Below are 18,376 nucleotides of genomic sequence, written 5' to 3'. Positions count from 1 at the left end.
GATGGGCCCTTTCGGCTGGCTTCCTCACGCGCCCCTTGAACCCTTGCACCTGGACTGGCTGAACGGTGTCGAGCTGGCCGTGCTGCGCCTGGACCGTATCGATCCGCTGATCAGTGGCAACAAGTGGTTCAAGCTCACCGAGCACCTGGCCCAGGCCCGACACGCTGGAGCCACCGGGGTGATGAGTCTCGGCGGTGCGTACTCCAACCATTTGCATGCGCTGGCGGCGGCGGGCAAGCGCTTTGGTTTTTCCACGGTCGGCCTGCTGCGGGGCCATCCTCAAGACACCCCCACGGTTCTCGACCTCAAAGCGTTTGGCATGCAACTGCATTGGCTCGGTTATGGCGGTTATAGGGCGCGGCATGAAGCGGGTTTCTGGTTGCCTTGGCGCGAGCAGTATCCTGGCTTTCATCCGATACCCGAAGGCGGCGGTGGGCTGGCCGGTGCGCAGGGCTGTGGCGTGTTGGTCGAGCAGGCGCGGGCGCAACTGGACAGCCTCGGTTGGAGCGATTACGACGCCTGGTGGTTGGCGGCGGGTACCGGCACGACACTGGCCGGGCTGGCACTGGCGGAGGCGGGCGCGCATCCGGTATATGGCGCCATGGCGGTGCCGGATGACCACGGTGTGGCGCAGAACGTGAGTGCCATCGTGCAGGACGGTTATACATTGCTGGACGCCAGTCGCGGCGGCTTTGCCAAAGCCGATCCACTGTTGCTCGACTTCATTCAGCGCACCGAACAAGCGTGCGGTCTACCGCTGGAACCGCTTTACACCGGCAAGGCGCTGCTGGCGTTGAAACAGCAGATCGAGGCCGGACGCTTTGCCCCCGGCATGCGCCTGATCTTCATCCATACCGGCGGCCTGCAAGGCCGCCGAGGCTTCAGCGACTGGCGCAAACCTCTTGTGGGAGCTGGCTTGCCTGCGAAAGCGGTCTTGCAGTAAGAGGCACTGTGACTGACACACCGCCTTCGCGGGCAAGCCCGCTCCCACAGGGGAGCTAATTGGCTGGGTTAAAGCCTCCTCCCACCCGGCATCATGCGCAGCGCCGTGTTATCGCGCATCACGTAATGATGAAAGATCCCCGCCAACGCGTGCAGCCCGATCAGCCAGTACCCGATCTGGCCAAACAGCACATGCCAGCCTTCAATCTCCTTGGCCAGTGCCTTGTTTTCCCCAATCAACGGCGGCAACTCCATCCCATAGAACATCACCGAGTGCCCTTCGGCGCTGACGATCAACCAGCCGGCAATCGGCATGCCGATCATCAACGCGTACAACGCAGCGTGCATCAGTGTCGCCAGCAGGCTTTGCCATTGCGGCGGCGCCGGCAGGATCTTCGGTGCCACCCCCAGGCTGCGTGCAAACAGGCGTAGCCATACCAGTACAAACACGGTAAGGCCGAGCATGAAGTGCATTTCAACAATCAAGGTGCGCGCACCGCTGCCTTTGGGGAATTGGCCGCGCAGTTCAATGCAGGCGTAGACCACCGCCAGCAGCACCACCATCAACCAGTGCAACGCAATCGACATGGTGCTGTAGCGTGTATCGGAATTTTTCCACGGCATCGCTGTGTTCCTCACTCATCAGGGCATACCTCCATTCTTTAGCGATGGAGTGCATTAACTCTATGCCTGTTTTGAGCGCTGCGCTTGTTGCCAATGCTGTTGTCTTGACCTCGGTCAGTAGGCCTGCGGCATTTCCCCGCGGGCCAGGCGCTGGTTGATGTCACTGATGACCCGTGGCAGATCGGTGATGGTGTCAATCAGGTAGTGTGGGCGTGAAGCTTCGAACATCGCCTCGATGCGCTGGCGCTCGCTGGCCAGTGTGTCGGTGTCCAGGGCGCGGAATTGCTCGTAGGTGAGGCCCAGCGCATTGCCCGAGCAGGTCAGGGCCACGGTCCACATGCCGGCACGGCGACCTTCGAGAATGCCCGGCACGGTGTCGTCGACCTTCACGCAGGCCGCCACATCATCAATGCCCAGGGCGATCACGTTGGCCAACGCCTGGGCCGGCCATGGTCGGCCGTTGGGCACTTCGTCAGTGGCCACGACGTGGTCGGCGACGTAGCCGTTGGTGGCGGCCAGGGCCACGACCTTGTCCATCACCTGCTTGGGGTAGCCAGAGCAGGAGCCGATCTTGATGCCTTGGCCGCGCAGCGCTGCAATGGTGTCGAGGGCGCCGGGGATCAGGGCCGAGTGCTCGGCGATTTTCTCGATCTGCAGCGGCATGAAGCGCTGGTAGATGGCGGTCACGTCGTCGTCGGTGGGCGTGCGGCCGAACGCCTTGCGGTAGCGTTCGGCAACCTGCGGCTGGTCGCAGAGCGTACGGATATGGTCCCACTTGCCCACGCCCATCGGGCCACGGGCTTCCTCGATCGACACCTGCACGTCGAACTCGGCGAAGGCCTCGACAAAAATCTGCGTGGGGGCGAAGGAGCCGAAATCGACCACGGTGCCAGCCCAGTCGAGGATAACGGCCTGGAGGGTGTTGGGGGTTTGATAGTTCATGGTTCAGATCCTGTGGGGTAATAACATTCATCTATGTAGGAGCTTGCTCGCGAAAAACATCCAGGCGCCGCGTTAACTCAGGATGCCCGCGTTTTCGTTAACACTCTTCGCGAGCAAGCTCGCTCCTGCACATTTCTTGCAGCACCTCGGCGATGGCCTTGACGGCTGCGCGCATGTCGGCCGCGTCGACATGACCGATGCAGCCCACGCGAAAGGTTTCCACCTGGGTCAATTTGCCCGGGTACAGAATGAAACCCTTGGCCTTGACCCGTTCGTAGAACGCTTTGAACTGATAGCGAGGATCGTCGGGGGCGTGGAAGGTGGCAATGATCGGCGCCTGGATAGCCGCCGGTAGAAAACTGCGCACGCCTAGTTCGGCCATGCCGTCCAGCAAGGCCTGGCAGTTATTTGCATAGCGCTGGTGACGGGCGGGCAGGCCGCCTTCCTCGGCGTACTGCAACAGCGCTTCATGCAGGGCGGCGACAACGTGGGTCGGCGGGGTGAAGCGCCACTGGCCGGTTTTGGTCATGTAGCTGTGCTGGTCGAACAGGTCCATCGCCAGGGAATGGCAGTTGCCCTGTGCCGCGGCCAGTGCGTGTTTTTCCGCAAAGACAAAGCCCATGCCCGGTACGCCTTCCAGGCATTTGCCCGAGGCGGCGATCAGCGCGTCGAAGGGGATTTCGCGGGCATCAATCGGTAGCGCGCCGAAGGAACTCATGGCGTCGATGATCAGGCGCTTGCCGTGGCGTTTGACCACCTCGGCGATCTGCGGCAACGGGTTGAGAATGCCGGTACTGGTTTCGCAATGGATCAGTGCGACATGGGTGATGGCGCTGTCGGCGTGCAACAGACGATCCACATCGGCGGCAGTGGTGGGCTCGTCTTCGGCGGTTTCAAAGGTGCTGAATTCGCGGCCAAGCACCTCGCAGATTTTCGCCAGGCGCTTGCCGTAGGCGCCGTTGATGAGCACCAGCACCTTGCCCTTGCGGGGGACCAGGGTGCCGATTGCAGCTTCGACGGCGAAGGTGCCGCTGCCTTGCAACGGCACGCAGTGGTGGCTGTCGGCGCCGTTGAGGATCGCCAGCAACTGGCTGCACACACTGGCTGTGAGCTGGTTGAAGCGGTCGTCCCACGAGCCCCAGTCCGTCATCATCGCCTGGCGGGTGCGGTTCGAGGTGGTCAGGGGGCCGGGGGTCAACAGGATCGGCGCGGCAGTGGGCATGTCAAATCCTCGCAAGGTGTTGGGGTTCAAGCTACGGCGCCTAAATTGCAGTTTGGCTTGTCATCAATCAAATTGTTTGTTGTTATGCGAGCTATCAGTGAGGCCGATAGCTATGAATCTGTTCCAACTGCGTGCATTCGATGCCGTGGCCCGTGAGGGCAGTTTTACCCGCGCGGCGGCTCGGCTGTTTATCAGCCAGCCGGCGGTGACCGGGCATATCAAGGCGCTTGAGGAGCACTACCAGATCCCGCTGTTGCGCCGCACCGCACGTCGGGTGGAATTGACCGAGGAGGGCGCACGCCTGGCGGCCATCACGCGGGCTATCTTCGGGTTGGTCGACGAGGCGCAAACCCTGCTGGAGGCCAACCGCCAGTTGCTCACCGGGCGCCTGGAAGTGGCGGCGGATGGCCCCCACCTGGTGATGCCGATGATCGCCAGCCTGCGTGCGCGCTACCCCGGCATTACCGTGAACCTGCGTTTGGGCAATGCCCAGGAAACCCTGGCGGCGTTGCTGTCCGAACATGCGGATGTGGCGGTGCTCACCGAGGTGGAACCGCGCAATGGCCTGCACTTGCAACCCCTGGACCAGTCACGGATTTGCGCCTTGGTGCCGGCCGCACACCCGTGGTCCAAGCAGCCCGACGGTATTGAACTGGCGCAGTTGCATGAGGTGATCATGGTGCTGCGCGAGCCCAGTTCCACCACCCGCCGCACCTTTGACGACGCCTGCCTGGCGGCGAATGTGCAGCCCAAAGTGCTGCTGGAACTGGACAGTCGGGAAGCTGTGAGCGAGGCGGTGGCGGCAGAGTTGGGCGTGGGCGTGGTGTCGTCGATGGAGGTCAGCCCGGACCCGCGTGTGCAGGCGGTGCCGATCCTCGGCGATGGCCTGCTGAATCGGCATATGCTCGGCTGCATGGAGCGCCGTCGCTCGCTGCGCTTGATTCAGGCGTTCTTCGAGTTGGCGTGAAGGCTTTCACGCACGATCTCCAGAAAGGTCGCGACCACACGGCGTGAACTCTGCTCTTTCAGGCACACCAGGGTTTCTTTCATGCGTTGGGTGCAATCGCGGATCGGCATGGCGTACACCCGTGCATCGGCACCGAACTCTGCCGCCGACACCACGCCCACGCCAATCCCTACCACCACGGCTTCACGGGCGGCCTCGCGGCCTTCCACCTGGATCGCCGGACGAATGCGCAGGCCGGCCTGGCGCATTTCCTGTTCCAGGGTCTGACGGGTGACCGAGCCGGTTTCCCGCAGTACCAGCGGGGTGTCATCGAGGTCGGCCAGGCAGATCGACTCGCGCCCGGCCCAGGCATGGTCCCGTGCGACAAAAGCCAGCAGTTGGTCGTCCGGCAGCGGCACTGACAACAGGCGCACATCATCGACATCGCGCCCCAACAGCGCCAGATCGGCCTGGTAGTTGTAGAGGCGCGACAGTGACTCATCGGTATTGCCCGTTTCGATCTTCACGCTGATCCCAGGGTAGCGCTGGCAGAAGCGCGCAATCTGCGGCAGGACGTGCACGGGCGCATCCACCGCCAAGGTGAGGGTACCGGTGAGCAGGGCGCGCGAATCCTGCAGCAACTCTTCGGCTTCGGCCTCGATCACAAACAGGCGTTGGGTGATACCCAACAGGCGTTCACCCAGATCGGTCAGGCGCACCGAACGCTTGTTGCGGTGAAACAGCAACACGCCGAAGCGCTCTTCAAGTTTGCGCACCTGGTCGGAAATCGCAGGCTGGGTCAGGAACAGCCGTTCTGCGGCCCCGGTAAAACTGCCGTGAATGGCCACCGCATGGAAGGCTTTGAGCTGGGCATGGGAAACCGACATGGTACGTCCTCTTAAAACCTGAGCTTATATTTGAAATACGATAAATCGATTTTACCTATGAGTCAGCCATTGTTTTGATGCACCTCAGCCGCCGTAGGTTGAGTCCTACAACCACGGCGGCCATGGGCGCAGGCACATCGCACCCATCTGACCAATACCGCGCTATCCAAGGCCCGGCATTGCAGTGCTCAACCATAAGAACAACAGGCGTTTTCTTTCGATTCTGCCGGCACACTCACACCTGAGGTCAGAACCACCATGAATATCCCTATGGGTAGTATCAAGCGTTGGCGCGTGCAGATTTTCGCCATTACCTGGCTGGCGTACGCCGCGTTCTATTTCACCCGCAAAGCCTTTTCGGTGGCAAAGCTGGGGATTGGCGACGAACCGAGTTTCCCCCTCGACAAAATGACGATGGCTAACCTGGATGGCCTCTATCTCGCAGCGTATGCGGTGGGCCAGTTCACCTGGGGCATGCTTGCAGACCGCTTCGGGCCACGGGTAGTGGTGCTCGGTGGCTTGTTGATTTCCGCAGGCGCGGCGCTGGTGATGGGCACCTGTGCCACTTTGCCGATTTTTGTCACCTGCATGTTGGTACAGGGCTTGGCCCAGTCCACTGGCTGGTCGGGGTTGTGCAAGAACCTCGGTAGTTTCTTCCCGGCCCAGCAGCGGGGGCGGGTGCTGGGGCTGTGGAGTTCGTGTTATGCATTTGGCGGGTTGGTCGCGTCACCGTTTGCCGGTTGGTGGGCTTATACGCTGATCGGCAGCTGGCATGCGGCGTTTATTTCCAGCGCCGCAGTGGTCGCGGTGGTGGCCGTGCTCTTCTTTATGTTCCAGCGCAATACCCCGCAGGATGTGGGCTTGCCGACAGTCGAGCCCGAGCCGGTGCTGAGCGCCGAGCAGTTGGCCGCCGAACAGCGCGTGAGCGTACTCGAGCCCCTGCGCGCGATCCTGCGCAACCGTACGGTGTTGACCCTGGGGCTGGCTTACTTCCTGCTCAAGCCGGCGCGCTACGCGATTCTGTTGTGGGGGCCGGTGATCGTCTACGAGCAGATGCCGTCGGTGGGCAAGGTCGGTGCCGCCATCGTGCCCACCGCGTTTGAGCTGGCCGGTTTATTGGGGCCGGTGTTGATCGGCCTGGCCTCCGACAAGCTGTTCGGTGCTCGGCGCATGCCCGCCTGCGTGCTCAGCCTGTTGGCGCTGACGGTTGCCCTGGCGTTGTTTATGGGCGCGCTGCACACCGGCAGTGTGGTGCTGGTGATGACGTTGCTGTTTGTCATGGGGCTGACGCTGTATGGGCCGGACTCGATGATCAGCAGCACGGCGGCCATCGACTTCGGCACCGCCAAGGCCGGCGCTACCGCTGCGGGCTTTGTCAACGGCTGCGGTTCGGTGGGAGCGATCCTGGGTGGTTTGCTGCCAGGCTATTTCGATACCGTTACGGTATTTATTGTGTTTGCCGGTGCGGCACTGTTTTCGTCGCTGGTGCTGATGCCCTACTGGAATGCCAGGCCCGCCGTACTGGCCCAGGCCGGGGATTTTGTGCCGGACCGCAATGCGGTGATCAAACCCTTGCGCACCTGAGTACCCTGGCCGGTTTTTTGGTGGAACGAAGCGTTCTCGCGCTATAAACTCTGCCCCCAAAGCGCCGGCCAGTAGACGTTTCGGCGCGATGGAAATAAGAGAGTGAGTCATGGGCGCACAGTGGAAAGTCAAACATAAAGAAGCGGCAGCCAATGCCAAGGGCAAGATTTTCGGCAAGCTGGTGAAAGAAATCACCATCGCCGCCCGCAACGGCGCCGATACCGCGACCAACGCGCACCTGCGCCTGGTGGTGGAACAGGCCAAAAAAGCCTCGATGCCCAAGGAAACCCTGGACCGCGCGATCAAAAAGGGCGCCGGTCTGCTCGGTGAGACCGTGCAATACCACCGCGTGACCTACGAAGGTTTCGCGCCGCACCAGGTGCCTTTGATCGTCGAGTGCGTGACCGACAACATCAACCGCACCGTGGCGGAAATCCGCGTGGCCTTCCGCAAGGGCCAACTGGGCGCTTCCGGTTCGGTGGCCTGGGATTTCAACCATGTGGGCCTGATCGAAGCATCGCCGGACACGCCAGACGCCGATCCAGAAATGGCCGCCATCGAAGCCGGCGCCCAGGACTTTGAAGAGGGTGAAGAAGGCGCCACCTTGTTCATTACCGAAACCACCGACCTGGATGCCGTGCAGAAAGCCTTGCCGGAGCAGGGCTTTACCGTGCTGTCGGCCAAGCTGGGCTATATCTCCAAGAACCCGGTCAGCGGTTTGACCGATGAGCAGATGGCTGAAGTCGAGGCGTTCCTGGAAGGCCTGGACAACCATGATGATGTGCAGGATATGTTTGTCGGCCTGGCGGGCTGATGTTTATCTGAGTACACGCGGTCAACCTGTGGGAGCGGGCTTGCTCGCGAATGCGGTGTGACAGTCAACAGATGTATTGGCTGTTCCACCGCATTCGCGAGCAAGCCCGCTCCCACATTGGTTTAGTGGTGTTGCATAGATTCGAGCAAGACCTCAATTTCTTCAAAGCCCGGCCGCGCCAGCACATCCGGCTGGCAGCAGCGTTGTTGCAGTGCCTGCAAGCCTTCGTCACTGGCCTCAACCCGCTCCAACAATTCCCCCAGCAACACTCCGAACGCGCGCACTTCAATACGCTGCAGCGCACGGGTTTCCAACGTGTCCGCCGTGGCATGGAAGGAGGCCGCGCCAAAGTCTCCCAGCAAGCAATCACCTTCTGCGTTCCACAAAATATTGTGACCATACAGGTCACCATGGGTAATGCCGTGCCGATGCAGGTGCGCCGCCACCGAAGCAATGCCCCGCGCCATGCGCAGTGCCACGTCCAGGCTGAAACGGGTGGTGGGTGCGTAGACATCCCGCGTGCACGACGCCAGGCTCGGCAGGGCTGCGAGGTTGCGGTAACTCGGGTCGATCAGCTCCATCACCAGGGCGGCCTGGTTATCGGGATGGCCGACGACGCGTCCTTCAACCTTGATCAGGCTGGGATGCAGGCCGGCAGCGATGCAGGCTTGCATTTCATGCAGCGGTGAACCGTCGCTGGTGATGGTGCCCTTGTACAGCTTGACCGCGACCGGCAACGCCCGGGGTTTCCACAGCGCCTTGCGAATAATCCCCGAAGCGCCTTCGCCCAGGACGTCGCCCATTTCCAGCTCCTGCCAGGCGATGTTCGGCGTCGCCTCGTCAGCGCTTACCTGCACGGCCATTTCCACCGGATTGCCGGCATAGGCCAGCCAGGTCAGGCTCGGCAGGGTCAGCAGCCACTGCGGCAGGTGGGTGATGCGGTTGGAGGCGATGCGGATCAACTCCAGGTTTTGGCACTGGGCCAGGCTTGGCGGCAGGTCGGTCAACTGGTTACCGGCCAGCATCAGCTTTTGCAGCAAGGGGCGTTCGCCCAGTTCATCGGGCAATTGGCTGATGCAGTTGTCGGTGAGGATTAGCCAGCGCAACAGCGGCGGCAGGGCGGCAGCGGCTACCTGGCTGATCTGGTTGGCCTTGAAGCCGATCATGCTCAGCTTGGCGCACTGGCCCAGGCATTGCGGCAGTTCGGTAAAGGCGTTGTCCGAACAGAACAGCACACGCAGGTTCGTCAGGCGGTGCAGGTCGTCGGGCAGGCTGCTCAGGGCGTTGCCGGTGAGGTTGAGGATTTCCAGCGAGTCGGCCAGTTCGAAGATTTCCCGGGGGAACTCGGTCAGCCCGCAGGCCAGGTCCAGGCGCGTAACGCCAGCCAATTGGCCAGCCTTGAGTTGGGCGAGGGTATTCATGCAGGGCGCAGTGCTCGGAAGGAGGCGTAAAAGGCGCTCATGATAGCGGCTCGGGCGCGGGTTGCGGGCAGCGCGTGTGCAATTGGCGCAGGCGGCTGGCGGTGCGGGCGAGGTCGATGGCCTGGCCTTCCAGGCATTTATCCAGGGGCTGGTGACCGATAAGTGTCAGTTGCTTGTCCTGGTCGTAGAGCACGTCTACCAGGTTGATAAAGCGCTGTTGCACGGCGATGGGGCATTCGGCCAGATGCGGCAGGCCGTCGATGATCCAGTGGTCGAAGTCCCGGCACAACAACAGGTAATCCATGACCGCCGTGAGCTGTTCGCACAGGTCGTTGAAGGTAAATGCGATGGTTCGTGCCTGAAGGCCTCGGCACTGTAACTGACGAGTGCCGACCTTCAGGGTTTGCGCCGGGCAATCTGTGGCAGGCAGGCCCAGGCTTTCACGCTGGCCTGTTGTACCTGGCCATACATACTGGCCGCCCGTGAAGCGTTGTTGGGCGTGGGCCTGAGCCAGGCTGCGAAAGTCCTGAGGCGCACTGACTTCCAGCACCTCCATGCGCGCGGCGATCAGCTCGATCACCGGCTTGAAACGCTCGTGGTACAGCGGGTTGGGCAGCAATCCTTCGGGTGGGTAGTTGGAGGTCACCAGCACCAGCACGCTGCGCTGGAACAGGGCCTTGAACAGGCGGCTGATGAGCATCGCATCGCCGATATCGTGCACATGGAATTCGTCGAAACACAGCACTCGGCAGCCGGTCAGCAGCTCGTCCAGAGTGACGCGCAAGGCATCGTCATGCTCGCGGTGCAGGAACATGCCCTGGTGCAGCCGGGCGAAGAAGGTGTGGAAATGCACGCGCTGCTTCTCGGCGACGGGCAGTGCCTGGAAAAATCCGTCCAGCAGCCAGCTTTTGCCGCGCCCCACCGGGCCGTGCAGGTACAGGCTGCGCGTGACCTGGCCGTTGAGCAGGTGCTGGGCCTCGCGATTCAGGGCGGTAATCGCCCGGATTTGCCCATCACTGAGGGTATAGCCCTGTTGTACGGCTTTTTTTTGAAAATACGCCGGGATAGGCGAGGCGTCCGAGGCGTCGGTTTTTTTACCCAGCAGGCGCTGGAGCAGGGCAAGCACGGCCAAGAATAATCACTCTGTATTGCGGTGGTCGTTCACTGTAGGACGCTCGATGCCGTTTGACCAATAGGAAAGGGCCCCAAGCCATGCAAACTGGCACTTTCGTGTTAACTGGCTAACCTCATACACAGTTGTCACCCCTGTATAAGGAATTGGGGCTGTGAAGGGACCGGCGGTATTGGCTGTCATGGGCACGATGCTCTGCAACACGGTGTTTGCTGCGCAACTCCAGGTGGAGGTGCGCATCGACGTGCAGCGGGGTTGCCAGTTGGTGGGCACCACCCGCAATGCGGGCATTGAGCAACTTGGCGTATTGGATTTCGGCAGCGGCCCGCGTCTGGATGACCCGGCCGGCCCCCTGAGTGCGGCCCTGATCAGCCAACGCCAGCCGCGCCTGGAATGTAACCCCGACACGCCTTACCAAGTGCGCGTTGACGGCGGCCTGCATGGCGGCGTCGGCGAAGTACGTTATCTCGCCAATCCGGCGCCCTCCAGTCGGCCCATCCCCTATCGAATCTATGCCGACGCCGCGCGGCTGATCCCCTTGCCGGTGGACGTGCCGATCAGCGGCCGCGTGCCGGACACCGGCTCTGTCGACCTGCCGCTGTATGGCCGCATCGAACCGCTCAAAGGCATTCCCGCTGTCGGCCGTTATTCCGACCTGCTCAAGGTCACGGTCACATGGTAAGCCGCTACCTGGCTGTGACGGCCCTGGGTGGCCTGCTGTTGCTGGCGGATGACGCGCAGGCGGCGGTGGTCAACGGCCAGGTCCACGCGCGTTTGGTGATCACCGCCAGTTGCGAAGTGAGCAAAGACGTGGAAACCGCGCCGGTCACGCCTGAGGGCGGCACGGCGCTAATGGATTTCGGCAGCCAGGGGCCGACCTGGAGCAACACGCTGGGCGCGTCGATTTCCGATGCCGACAAGGCGCCGCTGTCGGTGTCCTGCAACCCCTCGGTGGTCAGCAGTTTCACGGTGACCATCGACGGCGGCGCTAATGGCGACGGCACCACGCGGCGCCTGAGCAATGGCCGCCAGACCATTCCTTATCGACTGTCGGCGGATCCCCAGGGGCGCAGTGCCTACAGGATCGGCCAGCAACGCAATTTCGTCGTGACCCAGGGCACCCAGGTACCGATCCCGGTATTCGGTTCCGTGGTGGCGAATACCAGGGCCCTACCGGCCGGCATCTACACAGACACCCTGACGGTGACTCTGGATTGGTAAACCACGAGGATGGATATCATGCATGTACTTGTATCGCGAATCGGCCTCTGTGCCCTGGGCCTGGGGCTGGCGTCCAGCCTGAACGCGGCGACCACGGTGACCGGGCAGATCAGTTCCAGCCTGACCTTGATCGCCAGTTGCCAGGTCAACGGCTCCGGGGCGGCCACCGGGCTGAATTTCGGTAGCTTGAACTTCGGTACCACCAACAGCCTGTTTACCAATGCCGACGCCCAGTTACTCGGCGGCACCGGTACCGGCGGCGCGTTGTCGATCCTGTGTTCGGCTGGCACCGCGCCAACAATCAAGGTGCGTGCCGGCGCCCACGATGGTGCTTCCCCCGGTGGCACTCGTGCGCTGGCCGATGGCGTGGGTAACTTCGTGCCCTACGATTTCTACACTGACAGCGGGCGTTCAGCGCTGTTGGCGATTGACGGCGTGGTGACCCTCGCCACCAGTACCGGCGTGGCGCAGACCGTCAACCTTTACGGCCGGGCGGTGGGCAAGGCGGGACTGCCGGCGGGCACCTACACCGACACCGTGGCCGTGGAACTGACGTTCTAACGATGTGGCCCAGGGTGTTGCTCGCCATCGGCCTGGCGATACCGTTGCCGCTGTCCGCGGTGGTCAACCAGAGCTTCCAGGTGAGTGCGACCATCACGCCGGGCTGTCTGATCGTGGGCGGCGGCGCCAACTACGGCACCTTGGCCTACGGCAGCTATTCGGCCCTGGCCACCAGCACGGTCACAGCGGCTCTCACTGGCGGGGTAACCCTGCAATGCACGCCGGGCGTGGCCCTGAGCATGAGCGTGGATGGCGGCCTGTACAGCAGCACCGGACGCAATTTGCAGCTCAACAGTGGCAGCGCGCGGGTGGCTTACCAATTGTTTCGCGATGCGGCATTCAGCCAGAGCCTGGGCATCAACCAGAGCGTCAGCGTGACCTACAGCGATGCGAGCAATATCAGCCTGCCGATTTACGGGCGGGTGGTTTTACCGGGCAATCAGCCTGGGGGGACGTACAGCGACACGCTGCAGGTGCAGCTGACGTGGTAGGGCTAACGGTTTAAGGAGGGGTGTCATGGGTTGTGCTTTGCGACGGTTATGGACCGCGGGTTTCGCCTTGGGGGCGTTGTGCTCGGCGGGGTTTGTACAGGCGGCCAGTTCGGTGCTGATCTGGCCCATCGACCCGGTATTGGAGGCTGACCAACAGGCCAGCGCGCTGTGGCTGGAGAACCGTGGCACCGAGACCGCCAACCTGCAGATCCGCGTGTTTGCCTGGAGCCAGAACGGTTTCGACGAGCAGTACCAGAACCAGCGCGATGTGATCGGCAGCCCGCCGGTGGCCAGGATCGAGCCGGGCCAGAAGCAACTGGTGCGCCTGACCCGCACCCGGGAGGTACCGCCGGGGCAGGAGTTGGCCTATCGCATCATCATTGACGAAATCCCCTCGGCGCTGCAGGTGCCAGCACCGCCGGAGGGCAAGAACACGGCAGCGGCGATTCGCTTCCAGATGCGTTATTCGGTGCCGCTGTTTGCCTATGGCGCCGGCCTGTGGAGCAAGGACGACGCTACCCGCCAGCGCGACCCCAAGGGCGCGGGCAAGCCGCAGTTGAGTTGGCAGAAGGTCAACGTGGCAGGGCGCAACTACATCGAGGTGCGCAACCAGGGCGCCGTGCATGCGCGGCTTACCGATGCGTCATTCAAACAGGGCGGGCAGCCCCGGCCGTTGGTGGACGGTTTGCTCGGCTATGTGCTGCCGGGCGCGAGCATGCGCTGGCCGGTGCCGGATGCCGTATCGGCCGACCAGCCGTTGCAGGTACGCGTCAACGGCGCGCCGCAACTGGAGAGCCTGGCGCCCACGCGATAGCCGTGATGTAGCGCAACGGGCACACGCCCGGGTTTTAACAGGATGGAGATGTCCATTGAAGGACACAACGCCATGGTGAGTCGTGGTTGGGCTCGGGTTTTATGGCCGTCGGTGGCAGTGGCAAGCGGGCTGTGGGGCGCAGCGATGGCGGGCGACCTGCCGCCGCCGCCCGGCAGCATGGAGGCAGTTGCCGATGCACAGCTGTTTCTGGAACTGGTGGTCAACCAGATGGACACCGGCCGCGTCATCGCGGTCGAGCAGCGCGCCGGCCAGCTGTTTGTGCCGGCCAGCGCGTTGCAGGACGTGGGCATGAAACTGCCCGGTGAGCCCGTCGGCAGTGTGGCCCTGGACCAGGTGCCGGGCCTGCACAGCGACTACGACAGCAACGGCCAGCGCCTGCTGCTGGATGTGCCGCCCTCCTGGCTGCAGGAACAGTTCATCGGCAACCGCAATACCTATCCGCGTACCCAGGCCATGAGCAGCTTCGGCGCCTTGCTCAACTATGACGTGTATTTCAATGACACCGACGATGGCGGCAGTTACCTCGCGGCCTGGAACGAAGTACGGCTGTTCGACACCTGGGGCACCTTGTCCAACACCGGGCAACTGCGCCAGACCCTGTCCGATGGAATCAGCGGCGGCACCCTCAACAATGGTTACCGCCGTTACGACACCACCTGGCGTTTTTCCGACGATGAGCGCCTGCTGACCTACGAGGCCGGCGACGTGATCAGTGGCGCGCTGCCCTGGAGTAGCTCGGTGCGCCTGGGCGGGGTGCAACTTTCCCGGGATTTTGCCGTGCGCCCCGACCTGGTCACGTACCCCTTGCCGCAGTTTGCCGGTGAGGCGGCGGTGCCCTCGTCGGTGGACCTGTTTATCAACGGCTACAAATCCGACAGCGCGCGACTGCAACCCGGCCCCTACACCCTGACCAACATCCCATTCATCAACGGTGCCGGCGAGGCCGTGGTGGTCACCACCGATGCCCTGGGCCGCCAAGTGTCGACCACGGTACCGTTCTACGTCACCAGCACCTTGCTGCAACAAGGCTTGACGGACTTTTCGCTGGCCGCCGGTACCTTGCGCCGTGACTACACCCTACGGGACTTCGGCTACGGACCGGGCGTGGCCAGTGGCACGTTCCGCTATGGCTATTCCGATAACCTGACTCTGGAGAGCCACGCTGAAGCCTCCAGCGACCTGACCCTCGGCGGGCTCGGTGGCAACCTGCGCCTGGGCAACTTCGGCGTGCTCAATACCGCCCTCAGCCAGAGCCAGTTCGACAGCCGCACGGGCCAGCAACTGAGCCTCGGTTACCAGTACAACAGCACGCGCTACAGCTTTATGTACCAACGGGTGGAACGTCGCGACGACTACGCCGACCTGACTCTGGTCGATACCCCATACGCCAGTCTCAGCAAGCGCAGCGAGCAGGTGACCCTGAGCCTCAACCTCCAACGTTTCGGCAGCCTGGGCCTGGGCTATTTCGACGTGCAGGCGGCGGACGACTCGCGCACGCGCCTGCTCAACCTGAGCTGGAGCAAGCCGTTGTGGCGCAACACCAGCTTTTATCTGTCAGCCAACCGCGAAATCGGTGACAGCAACTGGGCCATGCAGGCGCAACTGGTCATCCCGTTCGACCTCAACGGCAGCCTGGCCTTGAGCACCGAGCGCAGCAAGGATGGCGCCAGTCGCCAGCGCATCAACTACAGCCGCGCGGTGCCCAGCGAAGGCGGGGTGGGCTACAACCTCGGCTATGCCCAGGGCGATGCCCCCAGCTATCGACAGGCCGACCTGACCTGGCGCTTGCAGTCGGTGCAGTTGCAGGCCGGCGTGTACGGCAGCAGTGAGGCCATGACGCGCTGGGCCGATGCCAGCGGCTCGCTGGTGTGGATGGGCGGCGAAACCTTTGCCGCCAACCGCATCAATGACGCCTTTGTGGTAGTGAGCACCCAGGGCTTTGCCGGGATTCCGGTGCGCTACGAAAACCAGCTGGTGGGCCAGACCGACCGCAACGGCCATTTGCTGGTGCCGTGGAGCAGTGCCTATTACCGCGGCAAATACGAGATCGACCCCCTGAACCTGCCGGCGAATGTGCAAAGCCCCAATGTTGAGCAGCGCGTATCGGTACGCCGTGGCAGCGGTTACTTGCTGGAATTCCCCCTGCGCCGGGTGCTCGCTGCAAGCATCACTCTGGTGGACCGCCAGCATCAGGAGTTGCCGCTGGGCAGCCTGGTAGTGCACGAGCAAAGCAACACCCAGGCGGTGGTCGGCTGGGATGGCCTGGTGTATCTGGAAAACCTCAGCGCGCACAACACCTTGCAGGTCACCCTCGGTGAGGGCCGCACCTGCCAGACGACATTCGATATTGATGAACAGCAACATGACGTGCCCTTGATCGGGCCATTAGTGTGCCAATGAGGCATCGAACAGGGAGTGTTCAGGTGAGGGGCAGCGTAGGGTTATATGGCGTAGGTTTGTTGTTTTGCGGGCAGGCGATGGCGGCGTGTTCGGTGGTGTCCACCGTGCCGGCCAGTTTCGGCTCAATCAGCTCGATGACGGTGCGCACCGCCGCGCAAACCAGCTCTACGACTAATTCGGGGTTGAGTTGCACCTCGGCGTTGATATCGCTGCTGGTGTCCACCGACCACTTTTACGCCACGATCACATCGTCGCAAAGTGGCATGGTCGGGCCGACCGGTGATGTGATCAGCTATACGATTTATGGCAACAACAGCACCAGCTATCCCATCACCCGTGGCAGCCAATTCGATTTCGGCGGCGCTGGCGGCATCGCCCAGAGCATTGGCCTGATCGCAGGGCCCGGCGCGAAAACCGTACCGCTGTACCTGAGCAGCATCACCGGCAGCAACGTCGCCGCCGGGGTGTACACCGAGACACTGAGCATCGCCTGGGTGTGGAATTATTGCTCGGGGATCGGCCTTGGCGGCATTTGCCTGGGACGTGACACTGGCAGTGGCACGGCGTCCCTGACCGTCAGCATGACCGTGACCAACGACTGCCAGATCACCGCCCCGAATATCAGCTTCGGCAGCGCGCCGGTGGTCAGTGGTTTTACCGCGGTGAGCGGGCAGACCATCAACATCGCCTGCACCAAGGGCAGCGCCTATACCGTGGGCTTGAGCGATGGCCAGAACCCGGTGAGTGTCGGCGGCCGGCGACGTATGGTTTCCGGCGGCAATTACCTGGCCTATGACATTTTCAAAAGTGCCGGCACCACGCGCTGGGGCAGTGTCGGCGCGGCGCGGCGGGCCAGCTCCACGGCCGAGGTCAACCCCGGCAACGGCTTGGGCGTCGGTAGCCAGGTGTACAACTACAACGCCAAGGTCTACACCGATCAGCCCACCCCACCGGCCGGCACCTACCTGGATAACGTGGTGCTGGACGTCGGTTTCTAGAAGGGCGTCTGCAGCACGGCGGCCTGATCCACCGGGCTGACCATCGCATAGTTGTAGCCGCCGCCCGACCAGTAGTCGGCCTGCAAGCCATCGGCACTGCGGCTGCCGCGAGGCAGGAAACCGTTGTTCGGGCCCGGCGGGCGGATATAGAAGCTGATGCGCCGGCCTTGCGCGTCCTGGTACAGCACCATGGCTGCCGCGCCTTGGTCGGTGGTGAGCAGGCGCCCGCTGACCGGTTTGAAACCGGCTTGGCTCAGGTCGGGCAGGCGATGGGCCTGGTTGAAGTAACGGTCGAGCCAGGCCTGCATAGTGCCGCGGTCCTGGGCGTTGTAGTCGGCGGGCATGATGCCGTCCTGGGCAAACAGGCGATAGGCCTGCATGGCGTCGGTCATCGGCAACAGCGGCGGCTGGGTGGCTTCACGGGCGTGCCAACCGCCAACCCCGCCGAGGCTCACGGCGATCAGCAACAACGCCGCCGTGGCCAGGTGCCGACGGGACTGTTTCTTGATGCGCTGGCGAATCAGCGCCGGGTCCAGTGCCGGGTTGTGCGGCTGTTGCAGGGCGCCGCTCAATGACGCACGCAGCAGCTGCGCATCCTGTTGCCAGGCCTGTACCTGGGCCGCCACTTCGGGGTGGCTGGCCAGCCAGGTTTCAAGCACACGGCGATCAGTGTCGAGCAATTGGTGATCGACGTAGGCATGTAAATCGCGTTCGCTGGGGGGCAGGCTGATCATTTGAGTCTCCGCAGGGCAGGGCCGGTCATTTCGCCATCGCTGAGTTGACGCAGCGCTTGGCGTGCGCGGGACAGGCGTGACATCACGGTGCCGATGGGCACCTTGAGGATCTCGGCCACTTCCTTGTAGCTCAAGCCCTCGACGGACACCCACAGCAACAGGGCGCGCTGTTCGGTGTTCAGTTGGTCGAAGGCTTGCAGGGTGGATTGGGCCAGCACCGTGCGTTCCACCGAAGGTTGCACGTCATCGCGGCCGGTGAAGAATTCGAGCATGCGTGCATAGCGGCGGTTGCGGCGGTGGGCGTCGAGGAACTGGCGGTAGAGGATCGAAAACAGCCAGGCGCGCAAATCGCCCTCGATACGTTTATCGGCCCAGGCGACGATGGCGCGCTCCAGGGTCGATTGCACCAGGTCATCGGCGCTGCTGCTGTTGCGCGTCAGGGACAGGGCAAAACGCCGCAACCTGGGAATGAGTTCACGTAACTGTTCGTCGAGTTCATGCATGGGCGTCTGGCTGGTCACTACGCTGGGACTAGAGAGACGTCCGGCGTTGAAGGTTATTCCCCGTCCCGCAAAATAAATCCAGGGCCTGGGAATAGAGCCAATCGGCGTTCGTCTTAATG

General features: G+C 62.8%; 19 protein-coding genes. 11 read left to right on the top strand and 8 right to left on the bottom strand.

All coding sequences use genetic code 11. The features are described from left to right. Position 1: 1 nt before the first annotated feature. On the top strand, positions 2–943 hold the full coding sequence (locus tag GIW79_RS14830) for a 1-aminocyclopropane-1-carboxylate deaminase/D-cysteine desulfhydrase (protein WP_236456084.1): 942 nt from the start codon (positions 2–4) through the stop codon (positions 941–943). A 68-nt stretch (positions 944–1,011) separates the two neighbouring features. On the opposite strand, the gene GIW79_RS14825 is transcribed toward GIW79_RS14830, so the two are convergent. The 3 genes from GIW79_RS14825 to GIW79_RS14815 all read right to left on the bottom strand — a co-directional run bounded on the left by GIW79_RS14825 (position 1,012) and on the right by GIW79_RS14815 (position 3,730). Continuing rightward, positions 1,012–1,566: a cytochrome b gene (locus tag GIW79_RS14825; protein ID WP_034127939.1), complete on the bottom strand. Its 555-nt coding sequence runs from the start codon at positions 1,564–1,566 to the stop codon at positions 1,012–1,014. A gap of 114 nt (positions 1,567–1,680) precedes the next feature. Continuing rightward, positions 1,681–2,508 carry a phosphonoacetaldehyde hydrolase gene (phnX, locus tag GIW79_RS14820; RefSeq protein ID WP_236456082.1) on the bottom strand — a complete coding sequence of 276 codons (828 nt, stop codon included), beginning with the start codon at positions 2,506–2,508 and terminating at the stop codon, positions 1,681–1,683. A 97-nt stretch (positions 2,509–2,605) separates the two neighbouring features. After that, on the bottom strand, positions 2,606–3,730 hold the full coding sequence (locus tag GIW79_RS14815) for a 2-aminoethylphosphonate--pyruvate transaminase (RefSeq protein WP_034127937.1): 1,125 nt from the start codon (positions 3,728–3,730) through the stop codon (positions 2,606–2,608). A gap of 112 nt (positions 3,731–3,842) precedes the next feature. Here GIW79_RS14815 and GIW79_RS14810 point away from each other — a divergent pair, with 112 nt between their 5' ends. Then, the gene (locus GIW79_RS14810) at positions 3,843–4,697 is read left to right on the top strand and encodes a LysR substrate-binding domain-containing protein (protein ID WP_057974941.1); all 855 of its coding nucleotides are present in this window, start codon (positions 3,843–3,845) and stop codon (positions 4,695–4,697) included. On the opposite strand, the gene GIW79_RS14805 is transcribed toward GIW79_RS14810, so the two are convergent. Beyond that, positions 4,673–5,563, bottom strand: coding sequence for a LysR substrate-binding domain-containing protein (locus GIW79_RS14805; RefSeq protein ID WP_034127935.1), 891 nt, complete (start codon positions 5,561–5,563; stop codon positions 4,673–4,675). The two genes, GIW79_RS14810 and GIW79_RS14805, sit on opposite strands and share 25 nt — an antisense overlap. Before the next feature lie 258 nt (positions 5,564–5,821). Here GIW79_RS14805 and GIW79_RS14800 point away from each other — a divergent pair, with 258 nt between their 5' ends. Beyond that, entirely contained in the window at positions 5,822–7,147 is a 1,326-nt protein-coding gene (locus GIW79_RS14800) for an MFS transporter (RefSeq protein WP_236455936.1), read from the top strand. Between the two features lie 109 nt (positions 7,148–7,256). After that, positions 7,257–7,961 (top strand): YebC/PmpR family DNA-binding transcriptional regulator, encoded by a 705-nt coding sequence (locus tag GIW79_RS14795; protein ID WP_003192227.1) that lies wholly within the window; start codon positions 7,257–7,259, stop codon positions 7,959–7,961. Positions 7,962–8,083: 122 nt separating this feature from the next. Here GIW79_RS14795 and GIW79_RS14790 read toward each other — a convergent pair whose 3' ends face one another. Both GIW79_RS14790 and zapE read right to left on the bottom strand, forming a co-directional pair. Continuing rightward, complete coding sequence (locus GIW79_RS14790) at positions 8,084–9,382, bottom strand: protein kinase (RefSeq protein ID WP_236455938.1); 1,299 nt, start codon at positions 9,380–9,382, stop codon at positions 8,084–8,086. 37 nt (positions 9,383–9,419) lie between these two features. Continuing rightward, positions 9,420–10,514 (bottom strand): cell division protein ZapE, encoded by a 1,095-nt coding sequence (gene zapE, locus GIW79_RS14785; protein ID WP_236455941.1) that lies wholly within the window; start codon positions 10,512–10,514, stop codon positions 9,420–9,422. A gap of 181 nt (positions 10,515–10,695) precedes the next feature. Between zapE and GIW79_RS14780 the strand changes: the two genes are divergently transcribed. From GIW79_RS14780 to GIW79_RS14750, 7 genes are all read left to right on the top strand, one after another. Further along, complete coding sequence (locus GIW79_RS14780; protein ID WP_425049066.1) at positions 10,696–11,196, top strand: Csu type fimbrial protein; 501 nt, start codon at positions 10,696–10,698, stop codon at positions 11,194–11,196. Further along, on the top strand, positions 11,190–11,735 hold the full coding sequence (locus GIW79_RS14775; RefSeq protein ID WP_034127930.1) for a spore coat protein U domain-containing protein: 546 nt from the start codon (positions 11,190–11,192) through the stop codon (positions 11,733–11,735). Before GIW79_RS14780 ends, GIW79_RS14775 begins: the two co-directional genes overlap by 7 nt. Before the next feature lie 18 nt (positions 11,736–11,753). Then, positions 11,754–12,296 (top strand): Csu type fimbrial protein, encoded by a 543-nt coding sequence (locus tag GIW79_RS14770; protein WP_003192220.1) that lies wholly within the window; start codon positions 11,754–11,756, stop codon positions 12,294–12,296. A 2-nt stretch (positions 12,297–12,298) separates the two neighbouring features. After that, positions 12,299–12,787 carry a Csu type fimbrial protein gene (locus GIW79_RS14765; RefSeq protein WP_014718968.1) on the top strand — a complete coding sequence of 163 codons (489 nt, stop codon included), beginning with the start codon at positions 12,299–12,301 and terminating at the stop codon, positions 12,785–12,787. 25 nt (positions 12,788–12,812) lie between these two features. Beyond that, on the top strand, positions 12,813–13,601 hold the full coding sequence (locus tag GIW79_RS14760) for a fimbrial biogenesis chaperone (protein WP_236455943.1): 789 nt from the start codon (positions 12,813–12,815) through the stop codon (positions 13,599–13,601). Between the two features lie 72 nt (positions 13,602–13,673). Beyond that, the gene (locus GIW79_RS14755) at positions 13,674–16,022 is read left to right on the top strand and encodes a fimbria/pilus outer membrane usher protein (protein WP_236455949.1); all 2,349 of its coding nucleotides are present in this window, start codon (positions 13,674–13,676) and stop codon (positions 16,020–16,022) included. Beyond that, on the top strand, positions 16,019–17,020 hold the full coding sequence (locus GIW79_RS14750; RefSeq protein WP_213153779.1) for a Csu type fimbrial protein: 1,002 nt from the start codon (positions 16,019–16,021) through the stop codon (positions 17,018–17,020). Before GIW79_RS14755 ends, GIW79_RS14750 begins: the two co-directional genes overlap by 4 nt. Here the strand turns inward: GIW79_RS14750 and GIW79_RS14745 are convergent. Both GIW79_RS14745 and GIW79_RS14740 read right to left on the bottom strand, forming a co-directional pair. Further along, positions 17,017–17,754: an anti-sigma factor family protein gene (locus GIW79_RS14745; RefSeq protein ID WP_057974934.1), complete on the bottom strand. Its 738-nt coding sequence runs from the start codon at positions 17,752–17,754 to the stop codon at positions 17,017–17,019. The two genes, GIW79_RS14750 and GIW79_RS14745, sit on opposite strands and share 4 nt — an antisense overlap. Beyond that, positions 17,751–18,257 (bottom strand): sigma-70 family RNA polymerase sigma factor, encoded by a 507-nt coding sequence (locus tag GIW79_RS14740; protein ID WP_054897273.1) that lies wholly within the window; start codon positions 18,255–18,257, stop codon positions 17,751–17,753. The genes GIW79_RS14745 and GIW79_RS14740 overlap by 4 nt, the downstream gene beginning before the upstream one ends. Positions 18,258–18,376: the final 119 nt, after the last annotated feature.

The sequence above is a fragment of the Pseudomonas sp. PA-7-1E genome, assembly GCF_021605325.1.
GTDB classification, from domain to species: Bacteria; Pseudomonadota; Gammaproteobacteria; order Pseudomonadales; family Pseudomonadaceae; genus Aquipseudomonas; species Aquipseudomonas fluorescens_BV.
Note: the sequence above shows the minus strand (reverse complement) of the source record. Positions and strands in the feature narration are given on the sequence as shown.